Source organism: uncultured Lacinutrix sp. (assembly GCF_947500325.1).
Taxonomy (GTDB): Bacteria; Bacteroidota; Bacteroidia; order Flavobacteriales; family Flavobacteriaceae; genus Lacinutrix.
This window is the reverse complement of the sequence record NZ_CANMRQ010000007.1, coordinates 171,348-185,655: the sequence shown is the minus strand read 5'-3', so window position 1 is coordinate 185,655 and position 14,308 is coordinate 171,348. Positions and strand designations below refer to the sequence as shown.

The 14,308-nt window shown below is 28.8% G+C and carries 15 protein-coding genes; 11 read left to right on the top strand and 4 right to left on the bottom strand.

The window, feature by feature from the left end:
* The first annotated feature begins 4 nt into the window (after positions 1-4).
* The 7 genes from Q0997_RS11055 (at position 5) to Q0997_RS11020 (ending at position 4,949) form a co-directional block, all read left to right on the top strand.
* The gene (locus Q0997_RS11055; protein ID WP_299888798.1) at positions 5-268 is read left to right on the top strand and encodes a DUF2024 family protein; all 264 of its coding nucleotides are present in this window, start codon (positions 5-7) and stop codon (positions 266-268) included.
* 54 nt (positions 269-322) lie between these two features.
* A complete protein-coding gene (locus tag Q0997_RS11050; protein ID WP_299888795.1) occupies positions 323-931 on the top strand; it encodes a MarR family winged helix-turn-helix transcriptional regulator in 609 nt (202 codons plus the stop codon).
* A gap of 114 nt (positions 932-1,045) precedes the next feature.
* Positions 1,046-1,630 (top strand): Crp/Fnr family transcriptional regulator, encoded by a 585-nt coding sequence (locus Q0997_RS11045; protein ID WP_299888793.1) that lies wholly within the window; start codon positions 1,046-1,048, stop codon positions 1,628-1,630.
* 44 nt (positions 1,631-1,674) lie between these two features.
* Complete coding sequence (locus Q0997_RS11040) at positions 1,675-2,712, top strand: AAA family ATPase (protein WP_367180216.1); 1,038 nt, start codon at positions 1,675-1,677, stop codon at positions 2,710-2,712.
* Position 2,713: 1 nt separating this feature from the next.
* Positions 2,714-3,439 (top strand): YggS family pyridoxal phosphate-dependent enzyme, encoded by a 726-nt coding sequence (locus tag Q0997_RS11030; RefSeq protein WP_299888792.1) that lies wholly within the window; start codon positions 2,714-2,716, stop codon positions 3,437-3,439.
* A gap of 175 nt (positions 3,440-3,614) precedes the next feature.
* Positions 3,615-4,190: an SUKH-4 family immunity protein gene (locus Q0997_RS11025; RefSeq protein ID WP_299888790.1), complete on the top strand. Its 576-nt coding sequence runs from the start codon at positions 3,615-3,617 to the stop codon at positions 4,188-4,190.
* A gap of 528 nt (positions 4,191-4,718) precedes the next feature.
* Positions 4,719-4,949: a hypothetical protein gene (locus Q0997_RS11020; protein WP_299888787.1), complete on the top strand. Its 231-nt coding sequence runs from the start codon at positions 4,719-4,721 to the stop codon at positions 4,947-4,949.
* A 254-nt stretch (positions 4,950-5,203) separates the two neighbouring features.
* On the opposite strand, the gene Q0997_RS11015 is transcribed toward Q0997_RS11020, so the two are convergent.
* A complete protein-coding gene (locus Q0997_RS11015; protein WP_299888784.1) occupies positions 5,204-5,614 on the bottom strand; it encodes an Lrp/AsnC family transcriptional regulator in 411 nt (136 codons plus the stop codon).
* 165 nt (positions 5,615-5,779) lie between these two features.
* Here Q0997_RS11015 and Q0997_RS11010 point away from each other — a divergent pair, with 165 nt between their 5' ends.
* From Q0997_RS11010 to Q0997_RS10995, 4 genes are all read left to right on the top strand, one after another.
* Positions 5,780-6,016: a hypothetical protein gene (locus Q0997_RS11010; RefSeq protein WP_299888782.1), complete on the top strand. Its 237-nt coding sequence runs from the start codon at positions 5,780-5,782 to the stop codon at positions 6,014-6,016.
* Positions 6,009-6,524 carry an N-acetyltransferase gene (locus tag Q0997_RS11005; RefSeq protein WP_299888779.1) on the top strand — a complete coding sequence of 172 codons (516 nt, stop codon included), beginning with the start codon at positions 6,009-6,011 and terminating at the stop codon, positions 6,522-6,524. Before Q0997_RS11010 ends, Q0997_RS11005 begins: the two co-directional genes overlap by 8 nt.
* A 283-nt stretch (positions 6,525-6,807) precedes the next feature.
* Positions 6,808-7,428, top strand: coding sequence for a hypothetical protein (locus tag Q0997_RS11000; RefSeq protein WP_299888777.1), 621 nt, complete (start codon positions 6,808-6,810; stop codon positions 7,426-7,428).
* A 143-nt stretch (positions 7,429-7,571) separates the two neighbouring features.
* Entirely contained in the window at positions 7,572-8,171 is a 600-nt protein-coding gene (locus Q0997_RS10995; RefSeq protein WP_299888774.1) for a DUF1801 domain-containing protein, read from the top strand.
* Here the strand turns inward: Q0997_RS10995 and Q0997_RS10990 are convergent.
* The 3 genes from Q0997_RS10990 to Q0997_RS10980 all read right to left on the bottom strand — a co-directional run bounded on the left by Q0997_RS10990 (position 8,168) and on the right by Q0997_RS10980 (position 14,292).
* On the bottom strand, positions 8,168-9,181 hold the full coding sequence (locus Q0997_RS10990) for a LacI family DNA-binding transcriptional regulator (protein ID WP_299888771.1): 1,014 nt from the start codon (positions 9,179-9,181) through the stop codon (positions 8,168-8,170). The genes Q0997_RS10995 and Q0997_RS10990 overlap by 4 nt on opposite strands.
* 120 nt (positions 9,182-9,301) lie before the next feature.
* A complete protein-coding gene (locus Q0997_RS10985; protein ID WP_299888768.1) occupies positions 9,302-12,592 on the bottom strand; it encodes a VCBS repeat-containing protein in 3,291 nt (1,096 codons plus the stop codon).
* Positions 12,593-12,753: 161 nt separating this feature from the next.
* Entirely contained in the window at positions 12,754-14,292 is a 1,539-nt protein-coding gene (locus Q0997_RS10980; protein ID WP_299888765.1) for a RagB/SusD family nutrient uptake outer membrane protein, read from the bottom strand.
* Positions 14,293-14,308 lie beyond the last annotated feature (16 nt).

The following is a 14,308-nucleotide window of genomic DNA, read 5'->3' as shown; positions in this document are numbered from 1 at the left end:
TACTATGAAAATAGCAGTTTGGGATACTTATGTAGAAAAAGAAGATGGCATTATTATGCATTTTGATATTCTTGTACCAGATCAAGTAACAGATAAGAGTTTTATTTTTGATTTTGGTATGCATTACCTTAACACAAAGCCTTTTAAAACAGGCCAAATAACAACAAAAGAATGTCGTTTTTGCCATATAGAAGAAGCAACAGAAGACATGATTGCTTCAATTGCAGAAAAAGGCTATACAATTATAGAAATGGAAAATTGTAATTAATTTAATTAGGATTACTAACTTAGCCTGTCGAACAAATTTTGGCAGGCTTTAATTATGAATAAAAGTGTTTTCAACCCAGATCACCAACAACAAGATGTTTCTAGTAAAATTGTTGCAGGTCTTGAACGTATTTCTGAAGTGTTTAAAACACTACTTTGGGAAAAAGCTAAACATATTGGTTTAAGTCCTATTCAAATTCAAATTCTCATTTTTATAGCCTATCATAAACATGAATTATGTAATGTTAGTCATTTAGCAAAAGAGTTTAATGTTACTAAACCAACCATAAGTGATGCTATAAAGATTTTAAATAAAAAAGAGATGATTATAAAAGACTATTCGTCTCCAGATAGTCGTAGTTATACTATTCTATTATCTACATTGGGCAAAGACATTGTGTCTCAAACCGATGATTTTGCAAATCCTTTAAAATCTTTAGTTTCTAATTTTGAAAAAACAGATTTAGATAAGGTCTTCTCTACGCTTAGTGAATTAATTTCTAAGCTAAATAAAATAGGGATTCTTAAAGTGCAAAGAACTTGCTATGCTTGTAAATTCTACTCAAAAAATAACGATTCTAATTATTGTAATTTACTTGAGAAAACATTATTAAATGATGATATAAGAATAGATTGCCCTGAGTTTGAAGAAAAGACTAATTAATATTAAACTTTTAAGTAAAAAAAGATAAATTTAGTTTGGCTTCTAATAAAAAATATTGAATCGCCTTTTTATTAGTTGATGATTAATCTTAAGCCAATAAACGACATGCTGTAAATGAAAAACCTAATTGACGAGATAAAAAAAATTGTTGCCTTATCAAAACAGGATGAAGAGTTAATAAAATCTAACTACCACATTGAAAAATATACAAAAAAGCAAATTATAGAAAACCACGGAACTAAATACAATAACTTATACTTTGTAAAAAACGGATGTATACAACTATGCTTAATCAATAATAAAGGCATAGAGCAAACAATTCAATTCTCAATAAAAGGTTGGTGGTTAACAGATTTTGATTCTTTTAATTATGAAAAACAATCATTTTATCAATTAAAAGCGATAAGTAATACAGAAGTCTATAAATTTAGTAGAACCAATTTAAACACACTACGAATCGAAATACCCGAATTAGAAAGGTATTTTAGAATAGTAGCCGAAAGAGCTTATTCAGCAGCACTCTATCGAATTTCTTTAATGATGAATATGTCTAAAGAACAACGATATTTTAACTACATAAATAACTTTCCAAAATTTGCCAAAAATGTTCCTCAATATATACTTGCTTCATATTTAGGCTTAAGTCCAGAATATTTAAGTGAAATACGGAATAAAAATACAAATATTAAACCAGCTTAATTTTTTTGTGTTTTTCTCTCGTTACTTTTGTGCTAAAAAGTATAATGAATTTTTTTAAGCTTAACACAAAACAAAATAATGTCATTTTAAATTTAAAAGAGCTACATTTTTCTGAAGAAAACAGAGTTAAGATTAATAAGTTATTAGAAGAATTTACTTATATAGATACTCTAAAAAAATACAACCTTCCTATTGATAATAAAATTTTGCTATATGGAGCTACTGGATGTGGAAAAACGGCAACTGCAAATGCTATTGCAAAACAGTTAAACAAAAAAATAGTAACACTTAATTTAGGACGGTTTGTTTCTTCAAAATTAGGAGAAACCGCAAAAAACATATCAGATATTTTTTTTAATGCACAAATAGACGGTTCTGTATTGTTTATAGATGAATTCGATTTCATTGGAAAAGCAAGAGATTATGAAAATAAGGATTCAGGAGAAATGAAACGATTAGTGAATACATTAATTCAACAAATAGATAATTTGGCAGAAAATTCATTACTTATTTGTGCCACAAACCATTTAAACATAATAGACCCTGCTTTATTGAGAAGATTTCAAATAAAATTAGAATACGAACTACCTACATATCAAAAACTTAATTTATACTATGATAGTCTTTTATCTCTTTTTCCTGAGAAAATAAATATAATAAAAAGAGTATATAAAATATCTTATGCTGAAGCTAAAGATATCGTTTATAATCAAATTAAATCAAATGTTATTCAATTAGAAAAGCAAAAAAAACAACTTCTATTTTCTTATGGAACATTACAATTAGATAATGTTCAAATAGAAACCTATGGCAGAAAGCTATATGGAAAAAAAGATATATTAATGGGATATCGATTAGATAACATGCAAATAAAAGATGAATCGATACTTAAAAAGAGTAATCAAGAATTTCATCCAATTGCAATAAAAAGTGATATAAGTGAAGAAAAGATTGAAGGAAAGATATTTGAAATAAATACAGAAGAATTATTAAACACAGACCTTTATGAAGTTGATGATTATAAACGTGTTTTAGAAACTTTTAAATCTGGTCTTAAAGCTTGGGTATATATAAAAAAATAAAGTGACGAAAGAACGTATTTTAAACAATATTAAGGCCATTGAAAATAGAATTACCAAGGTCTGCGAAAAATCGGGAAGAAGTCCAGAAGATGTAAAACTATTACTTGCGACAAAAACAGTTTCAACAGACAATATAAAATTTGCTTTACAATATAAACAAACCCTTATTGGAGAAAATAAAATACAAGAAGTAAAAAAAAAGTTTACAGATTTAAATAGCATTCCATATGAGTCTCATTTTATAGGACATTTACAAACCAATAAAGTAAAAGAATTATTAAAATATAATATAAAATGTTTGCAATCATTAGACAGAATTCGTTTAGCTAAAAAACTACAAAACAGATTAGAATATGAAGATAAAACAATAGATGTTTTTCTTCAATTTAACACCTCGTATGAAGACAGTAAATTCGGGATGGATCCTAAAAAGGCATTGACGTTTGCTAAAGAAATTAAACAATTAGATCGCATAAATATAAAAGGATTAATGACTATTGGATTATTTTCGGCTAGTCAAGAAAAGGTTCGCAAATGTTTTAAATTGCTAAAAAAAACACAAACAGATTTATTAAATAAAGGCTACTCGGTAAATGAGTTATCTATGGGTATGAGTGGCGACTTAGAAATAGCAATTGAAGAAGGCGCAACTATAATTAGAATAGGAAGCGCTATTTTTGGAAAAAGACCTTACCCAGATAGTTATTATTGGAATGAAAATAAGTAAGAGAGAATGATTTAATTTGTTTTTTCTTTGCAGCTTCTATTCAAGAAATTGCAACACAAGAACTTTACCTATTTATTAAGCCTTTCATTCTAGTTTTATTAACTATATTTTTATTTACAATATAGTTACTCTTGGTAGCTATTTAGAATTGTTGTAACCAATTTGACCAAACGAAATGAATCCTTCTGAATTTAAAAAACTTTGGATGACTAATGACTCAGAAAGATGGGTTGAATTTCCGATTGACCAAGTAGAAAAGTCAAATCTAAACAAAAAAACGAAGGAATTTTTAAAAATCGGATTTCCAGAAGATGCAGCACCTTTTTTAGGATTTGGATTAAGAAGTCATGATTGGGAATTCAACACAATTCAAGGCTATTATGAATATGAAGATTTAGATGACAAAGCCAAAGATTATTGGATTTTTGGTTCTGATAATAGTGGCAACCCAATTTGCATAGACTCATCTGATAATGACAAATTAGTTCTGCTTGATCACGAACAAGGATTTGAATTCATGAAAAATATGAACAAAAATGTTTCGGAATTAGCTTCTTCTCTTCTTCTTTTCAGAGGTTTCATCGAAAAAATAAACAACGAGTTTGGAGAAGACGGATTTTTTGAATCAATGTTTACAAAAACACATCTGACTAAATTAGAAAATGAATTTAAAGAGTTGAATCCGAATTATTATCTTGAATCAAGTTTTTGGGAAACCGAAATCGAAAATTTAAGAGCAGAAATTGAATGAAAACTGGTTACAACATTATATATGAAATCAGAACTATTTAATGCTAGATAGAAAGGTCTTTTCCTTTTTGTTATGGCACAAAATTTTTATAAATTAATAACGAAATAAAAATGCGCAGATACATCAATTGGTTCTGGTATATTTGCCTTACTCCGATTCATATATTTGGCGTTACCCTGTATTTAAAAAACTTAATAAATTGAAAATATGAGAATTGCAATCTAGCAAGATGAAGAAAATTTAAAAAAAGAACTATCTGAAAAGTTCAATGAATACGAAATTGAATATTCAAATGCAGATATTGGTGGTGGTGCTGATTTATGGGTTACTATAATTATTATCGGAGGTGCTTTATTTTTAAAAGGTAAGGACATAAATGAGAATTTAAATGCTTGGAAAAATATAGGCGATAAAATCAAATCTCTATTTATAAAAAAAAATAAACCAAGATTTTTAGATAAAGAAGCAGCTATCGCTCTTGCTATTTCAAGAATTTGTCAAAAAACAAAAGTAAACGAAATTGAGCTTGTGAATTCTCAAGCAATCATTGGAAAAGAAACTAACACTAAAGGCTTTATATTGAATTTTGCGCCATTAGATTATTATATGTTGACTTTTAGAGTTAATGGGATTGAAAATTTTATTTTTTGCATAAAATCAAACGGGGAAATACGCTTTCAAGATTACTTTGAGGACTCTGAATGGAATTATGATATTGATTGGGATACTTATGAAAAAAGAGAAGACTACACGTCATAATTTTATTGAATGATAGATAAAAAATCATTTTGGAAATTTTGGTAGAATAAAATATTGCTCGAACACAGTTTATAAAACATAGCTAATAAGTACTATATAGAAAGGCTGATACTTATTTTAAAGACCACCAAATTTAAAAATTTGTGTTTCTTTGAAATACAACTAAATCACACACAAATACGCTGGTAGTAATATTGGGTCTTCTTAGTAAAAACATGACAGAATTAATCTGTTATAGCTTTAAAAACAATAAATTACACTTCTAAAATAATACTCGTTTTAGATGCACCATACGCTGCGATTTTTTCAAGAAAGGAAATAAGATGTTTATTGTTTCTAAAATAACCTAAAACGCACAAACAATCATCACCAGTAATTCTATCGCAGCTTTGTACTTCTTCCATTGCTCGTATTTGTTTTTGAGCATCGTAAGTTCCTGTTGGTCCACGATGTATTACTAATGTTATATATGCTTTAGTCTCAATCCCTAATTTTTCATGATTTACTTTTAAAGCATAGCCTTCTATTATGCCTTCTTCTTCCATTTGCCTAACACGTTTACCAATGGCGGGAGCAGATAAGCCAACTGCTTTCCCAATATTAGCGAAACTCTCTCTAGCATTAATTTTAAGCATTTCAAGTATTTTTTTATCCAATGCATCCATTTGTAATCAAAATTTTATAAACAATTATTCAATAGAATCAAACGCAAATATAACATAATGAATTCGATTATAAAGTAAAAATAAAATATTACATTCTATATTTGATATATTGATTTTAAGCAGAATAGCTACCAACTTAATTATTAAAATAGAAAAAGATAAAGTATGAGTCCATTTTTAATTGATTGTATTGGCTACGGAGGTTTAGTTATAAACTTATATTCAATGTCTACTAAAGGCGAATATAAACTAAGGCTAATCTCACTAATAGCTAATCTAATTTACATATTATATGGCGCATTAATTATTGCTACTCCTATAATTATAGGATGTACTATTGCAGTATTTCTGCATGGATATCATCTAAGACGATTAACAACTAAAAAGAACAATAATGATTAAAATACAAATAGCAAAAAAAGCAGATACAAGAGTTTTAGCACTTTTAGGAAGAATAACATGGGCTGAATCTCATGGACAGTATATAGATGATAAAAATAGTTTATTAAAATACCTAGACAATAACTTTTCAGTTTCTAAAATAAAACAAGATATAAATAATCCTAAGAACCTTTTCTATATTATTTATGTCGATGATCTACCTGTTGGTTACGCAAAATTAATAATAAACGCCATAACCGAAAGTGTTGCTTCTCAAAACAATTGTCGCCTTGAAAGGATCTTTATCCAAAATGAATTTATACCCTTAAAAATTGGACAACAACTTTTAGACTTTGTTGAAGAAAAAGCTAAAGCATTACAATTAGATACAATGTGGCTTTCCGTTTATATAAAAAATAAGAGAGCCATCAGGTTCTATGAAAGAAATGAATTTAAAAATGTTGGTGAATTAAACTTTCTTGTCAATGAGATAGCATATGAAAATATAGTTTTCTCGAAAAAAATATAAGAAAAGCTACTGCAAACGACTTATATCATTATTGGATTGACCTATGTTATATATGGAAAAACGTCAAGCTTTTAAACACAAATATGAATTACCCAACTACGAATATTAATTGGTATTTGGATTATATGTAGATACTATTGATATTGTGCTATTAAAAATTTGGTTTTGTGTTAATCTAAACATTTAGTGTTTTTTACGCGTTAAAATCTATACGCAAAACCGATGTAAAATATTTAAACAACACTGTACATTGGAAATTAATACCCATCTAAAAAAGGTTGATATGAAAAATACTTTTTTAACATTAATATTAACTCTGTTTACTACAATAACTTTCGCAAATGAAATAGAAGCTACTGTGGTATTTAGTAATTTAACTAATAAAGCATTTACTTCAGGAACATTTACAATTATTGACTTAAACAAAAAAACTGAAGTTAATAAAACAGAAAGTTTTAAAATAATTTTACCTAAAAAAGGTAAGTATCAATTCAGTTTTGTTTCTGATGACTTTGTAGCCTATACTTTCTATCCAAAACGTATTAATAAAAGAAAAAATATTATTACTATACGATTAATAGAAAAAACGGAGCTAAGCAGCAAAGTGCAATACTCTTTTCCTATGAATTTGGATACAAATCTGACTGACAAACAAATTGAACAGCGAATTGAAGACGGAACATTAAACTTCATAATCAACGGAATAGATAGTTCAATACCAGAAGAATATATAAAATTTAAAGAAAAATATAAAATTGGACTTATAAAAGAAAATTGTGTAATTGACCCTATTTCATTTAAAAAAACAAGAGAAAATAATCATATGATATTTGATTATTTAAATAAAAAATATGGCACCGAATGGATAAATGAACTTAAAATAAAACCATTCGGAATCAAATAAAAACGTTTTTCAACACGCTATAGAATTAATTCCTAATAAAAGCCTACTTTCAAAAAAACCGCTCGTATTTTCTATTTGATTTGTATTTACTAAATTAGTTATTTAATACATATAACTAATTTTACACCAAACATTATACACTATTGAGAAAAGCAACTAACATAGAAGCCTACTTTGAAAGTGACGATAAATTTGCTGAAGCATTAATAATACTCCGTGAAATATTAAACTCAACGGAAGTAGAAGAAACACTTAAATGGAGTATGCCTACTTATACAGTAAATGGTAAAAACATTATTGGTATTGGTAGTTTTAAAAACCATTTTTGTTTATGGTTTCATCAAGGTGTATTTTTAAAAGACGAGCAAAAGTTATTAGTTAATGCTCAAGAAAAAACAAAAAGCATGCGCCAAATGCGTTTTGAAAGTATTAATGACATTAATAAAACTGCTGTTTTAGCCTATATTAAAGAAGCAATAGAAAACCAGAAATTGGGTAAAGAAATTAAACCTGTTCGTACTACTAAAAAAACAATAAGCATTCCCAAAGAATTACAAGAGACATTAGATAGTGCTCAAGAATTTAAACTAGCTTTTAATGCATTAACACCTGGTAAACAACGTGAATATTGCGAATATATAACAGAAGCGAAACGGGAAACCACTAAAATATCTCGAATAGAAAAAATTATACCCATGATTTTAAAAGGCTCTGGATTAAATGATAAATACAAAAACTGTTAGCACTGCAGAGTAGTATCACGAAGATTCAAACTATAATCTATTGTTTTTGTAGTATACTCTATAGGCTCTTTACTTTCTAAGCGTTTTACCATCATCTGTACAGATGCTTCACCAATAGCTACCGCATGTTGTGTAATAGTAGATAATTTTGGGTTAGAAAATGGTAATACATTATCATCACTAAACCCTATAATAGAAATATCTTTAGGTATGTTTAAGCCATGTTTTTTTGCCATATTAACAGCTATAACACCAGAAATATTATCTATACACAATACGGCATCAATTACTTTATTCTCTTTAAACATTTTATCAATACCTGCTTCTAGATCATTCTTGTTTGCTATTTTAATTTCTAAAAGTTCATTACTGTAATGCTTAGCATCTTTAATAGCTTGAATGCATCCATTTTTTCTAAACTTCCCAACACTTAATTCCTCTATATTATTAATTAAAACAATATTTTTTCGACCTTCTTTTATTAAATGACTAGTTGCATTATAAGCCGCTTGAAAATCGTCTATTATCACTTTATCACATGCTATACTTTCTGATACGCGATCGAACATTAGAATAGGAATCTTTCTATCTATTATAGACTTAAAATGTTGTGTTTTGTTTTTTATTTGAGCTTCTTCAGATATAGACATTATAAAACCATCAACACTTCCATTTGCTAACAACTCCATACCTTGTACTTCTTTACTACAAGTCTCATTAGATAAACATGTAATAATATTATAACCTAATTTTGCCGATTCCTTATCAATACCATAAAGTACTTTAGCAAAAAAATGATTTAGTATACTAGGAATAATAACTCCTATTGTTTTTGTTTTACTATTTCTTAAACTTAGCGCTACCCTATTAGGTTGGTAATTATAAAGTTTAGCAGCTTCTTTTACTCGGGCTATAGTTTTTTCTCCAATCTCACTACTTCCATTTAAAGCTTTAGAAACTGTAGAGATCGATACATCTAATGTATTGGCTAATTCTTTTAGAGTGATCATAACGTCATATTCATTTTTCGATTAGCAATATATACTATTCTTATAAAATCAAGAATTTATATACTTTAAAAAGTGATTATTATAGACATTATTACATTATAAGCAATAAAAAGATATTAATTATTCGATTTTAATAAATTGCAAATAGTCATTATTTTTAGCTACCACAAAATAATTATCGTTTCCTATTTTAATAGTCTTCATATCTTTAGTATCTCCTTTAATAAACAATCCACTTTTAGCAGTAGGAACAGCATCAAATTGACCTTTGCCGTTTCCTTTTAAAAACAATCCAACACTAGCATCATTTCGAGGTGTTTCTACCTCAGAAGCATAAAGGTTACCAGCTATAACAGCATCTAAATTACCATCATTATCATAGTCATCTACTACTATTTGGTTAATATTAGAAAATTGTGCCTCTATAGGCAATTCATGACTTATAAAAGTACCTTCTTTATTTTCTAAATAAATACTTGCAAAAGATTTTACTTGATAATGTAATGCATTATCTAAAGATTTCTTAGTATACACATCTATTAATGTTGCTTCAGAAAAACTATCATAATCTTTAAACTTATTCTTAACGCCAGGTATTTGCTCAGATGAACATTGACGGCCTCTAACGGGATATTGCTTTCCTTCGTTATAATAACTTAATACAATGTCTGATTTTTTATTGTTATCAAAGTCTTTTGAATAGATATCGAAGGTTTCATCTTCTGAAGCTTTATATTTATAATTTAACCCATTATTTCCAACTATAAAATCAATATCTCCATCATTATCAAAATCACCTTCTTTTATACTCCACCACCAACCTGTAGTCTCTTGCCCTAAGTTTACAGTTTCTGATACGTCTTTAAACTCTGTTCCCGAATTCTCAAACACCTTTATGGGCATCCATTCACCAACTATAATAAAATCTTCTTTACCATCTTTATTAAAATCTGTTACAACTGCACTTGTAGACATACCAATATTTTCTAAATCTGGTGCCATTTTTTTAGTAACATCTATAAATTCAACTTCTAAATCCGTGCTAACATTTTCTAATAAAAAAGATGTAGTTGGTTGCGGATACAAATCTGGTAAATGCCTACCTAAAACTAGTAAATCTGGTTTTCCGTCTTGATTAAAATCTATTTGATACACACGAGAGCCACTAATATACATTTTAGGCAATGCTTCACTTTTACTAAATGTTCCTTTTCCATTATTTATATACAAACGATCTTGATACAACTCCGTATTAGGACCAAAGGCATTTCCACCAGTAACAACATATAAATCTTGATCTCCATCTAAATCAACATCAAAAAACATAGCGTTTACATCCTCTTGAATTTTATCTTTTATAAAAACCTCTTGTTTACTTTCTACAAAACCTGTTTTAGTTTGCAGCATTAATCGTCCAACATAATCTACTGCGCCTCCCATAAAATAATCGTCTAAGCCATCTCCATTAACATCACCAACTGCTATTGCCGGCCCAAAATTAGATAGTTTATGAGGTAGTAATAGTTGTTTTGAGAAATCGTCATAGCCATTCTCTATATGTTTAAAATCTGGAGTAAAACTAGCCACTGTATTAAATATAGGATTAGTTAATTCTTCCATTGCTACAGATTCATTACTAGCATCACTATAATTTAATAATAACCTCTGGTTTACTTTTACAGTCTCTAATATTTGTGTTTCTCCATCTGGCCATACTACTTTTAATTCATCAATTATTTGATTATTCTTTAATCCAAAATGTAATTCTGGTGCTATTGATGATTGAAAACCTCTAGATAATGTTAATTCTTGCATCTGGGTTTGTGCTTTTGTTTTTACATAGACCCTTACTCCTAAGCCAAAAGTATTATTTTGTTTTCCTTTAAATTCTATAGTTATAAAATTGTTTTTATCAGCACTATGGTTTTCAAAAACTGAAGCATAATCGTCAATATTATTTGTAATAATTTCTAAATCTCCATCATTATCTAAATCTGCATAAGTTACTCCCGTAGAAAAGCCTTCATATTTTATGTTCCATAAATCGTTTGCAGGTTCAAACTCTAAATTTCCATTATTTCTATAAGCAAAATTGTCTAATTTTTCTGAAGGAATCATTACACTCTTTTCTAATTTAGAAAGCTTGTCGTTTTCGGGTTTGTTTAAAAAAGCAAAAAAATCTTTATTAGTTACTTCTCTTCGTGATCCATTTGTAATGTATAAATCTTTATAACCATCATTATCAAAATCTGCTAAAATTGGTCCCCAACTCCAATCTGTAGAAGACGTACCTGTTAATCGTGATATATTTGAAAACTGAGGAATTCCATTATTATCTATACCATTATTTAATTGAAAGCAATTATGCATGTATTGATGGTGAAATCCATATAATAACATCTCATAGAACAACCTTGGATTCATACTCGCCATGTTTGCTTTTTGGCGGCGATTACTTTTAGCATCCATATCTACTTGAAACAAGTCCAGATTTCCATCATTATTTATATCTGCTATATCTATCCCCATACCATAAAAGGCAGTGTGATTAGTAGCCTCTTTTACAACTTCTTTAAATGTACCATCGCCTTTATTAATATAGAAATAGTCTGGCACACTATAGTCGTTAGATATATACAAATCTGGTGCGCCATCATTATTAACATCTCCAACAGTAACACCTAAAGACAACCCGTAAGATTGTACTCCTGCTTCTTTTGAAACATCTGTAAATGTATTTCCGTCGTTCCTAAATAACTTATCAGATTCTACTTCTTTTACATTTAGCATTCTTTGTTTATAAACATTATTTGGTGTACTAACATGTGCTTTAGGATAATTAGCCACATAAAGATCTAAATCTCCATCGCTATCATAATCAAAAAAAGTAGATTGAACAGAATTCGCTTTATCTGCTATACCATATTTTTTTGCACTTTCTATAAATGTATTATCACCATTATTAATATATAACTCATTACTTTTATCTCCAGAAACTCCAGAAACTGAGCAATAAATATCTAAATAACCATCGCCATTAACATCTGCCATTGTAGATCCTGTATACCATTTATTTGTTCCACCAATATTAGCTTTATCTGTAATGTCTTCAAATTTAAGATTACCTTTATTTATGTATAATTTATTTTGTACTTGATTCCCTGTAAAAAACAAATCTTTTAAACCATCGTTATTTATATCTCCAACAGAAATGCCACCGCCCATATAAATAGATGTAAATGTGAAGTAGTTAACAGAATCTGTTTCTTTTAAAACATTTTTAAAAACAATACCAGAAGCTTCTGGAGATAACATACTAAATACATTTTCTTTTTCTGTATGAGTGTTATCGTTTTTACATGAAATAATAAAAAAGAGCAATAGGAATAAAATCAAGTATTCTTTTTTCATATAAAATGCGATGTTTAATTTAACTATTATGAGTTTAAAAATTAAGTATAAAAATAATTAATGTCCGTTTATAAAACTATTCGTTTAATTAAAAAAACAGCGTGCAAAGCACGCTGTTTAATAACTAATATATTCAAATAAAAATGGTTGTATTCGATTTTTTAGTAGCCAGGATTTTGATCTGCTTGCGTTAGCCCTTCATTAAGATTGATTTCATTAATAGGTATAGGAAATAAATTATTTTTCATTGTGTATCCAGTACCTGTTAATTCTGTTGGAGCCATTCCCCATCTAACTAAATCCCAAAAACGTTGTCCTTCTTGAGATAGCTCTAGAAACTTTTCATTAACAATAACATCAAATAACGCTGTTCCAGACGATGTATTATCTGGAGCTAAACCAGCTCTTACTCTTACTTTATTCAATTCTGTTCTTGCAGCACTATCTTGACCAGCTTTATTATAAGCCTCTGCAGCTAATAGTAAAACTTCTGCATAACGAAACAATCTCCAGTTAGTTGTATAATTTAATTCTCCTGTTCCAGTTGGAGCTGTATCTTCTGGACGAGTAGCAAATTTAACTCTAATAGCCCCTTCATAATCCCATATACCTCCAGCTGGCGGACTAACACTTCCTCCTAATGCAATAAGTTCAGGTTCTTCCATAATACTTGCTGCTTTACGTACTGTGTCTCCAGTATCGTTAAAAGCGTCAACTAATTTAGCTGTAGGCAAGTTAAATCCCCATCCGTTTGATAATCCAGTACCTGTTAAATCAAAAATACCATCTCCTCTAGGTCCCATTAATTGAATATGCAAATTACTTTCAACTCTTCCACCCCATTCTAGATTAGTTGCTGGCCAATCATAGTTTTGATTAGACACATATCCTATTTCAAATAAAGATTGTTTACCAAAGTCTGTACTTTGAGACCAAACAGTACTGACGTCATTTTCTAAATCATGTGCTGGATTACTAATCACAGATGAAAAGAAAGGAATTGCTTCTTGATATTTTTCAGAAAAAACTAACATTTTTCCCATAAGTGCTTGTGCTGTTCCTTTAGACACTCTATATTCTGATTCAATCGCTGTTTTATCTGGTAATCCAGCAATTGCAGCAGTTAAATCTGATTCAATAAACTCATAAACATCAGCTCGAGATGACTTACCTATAGGTAAATCTCCATCACCTTCGGGTAATTGCTTCCTTAAAGGGATGTCTCCAAACATAGTTGTTAGTTCAAAATATGACCATGCTCTAAAGAATTTAGCTTCTGCTAATATTGCCTCTTTATCAGGTAAATTTCCTAATTCTACCCTATCAATAATTAAATTAGCTAAACCAATAGTCTTATAGAAATTTGCCCAAACATTAGCAATTGAAGGATTAGCGGTAGATACAGCAGTATAATCATCTATATCTTGTAATTGTTGCTGGTCTCCAGAATTTCCTCCTGCTGCATTAGCATCGTCTCCTGGTAATAACTTAACTAAAAAAGCACTATGCCAATCTTGACCGTATGTAAATTGCATTAAATCGTACAATCCAACTATAGCCGATTTAGCATTTTCAGAATCTTCAAAAAAGTTTTCGGAATTTATAGATCCAATTTTTGGGTTATCTACAAAATCATCTCCACATGAATTTAGTGATAGTAGTGACGCAATAGCCAATACACTTAAAAATAGTTTTTTCATAATTTTTGTTTTTTTT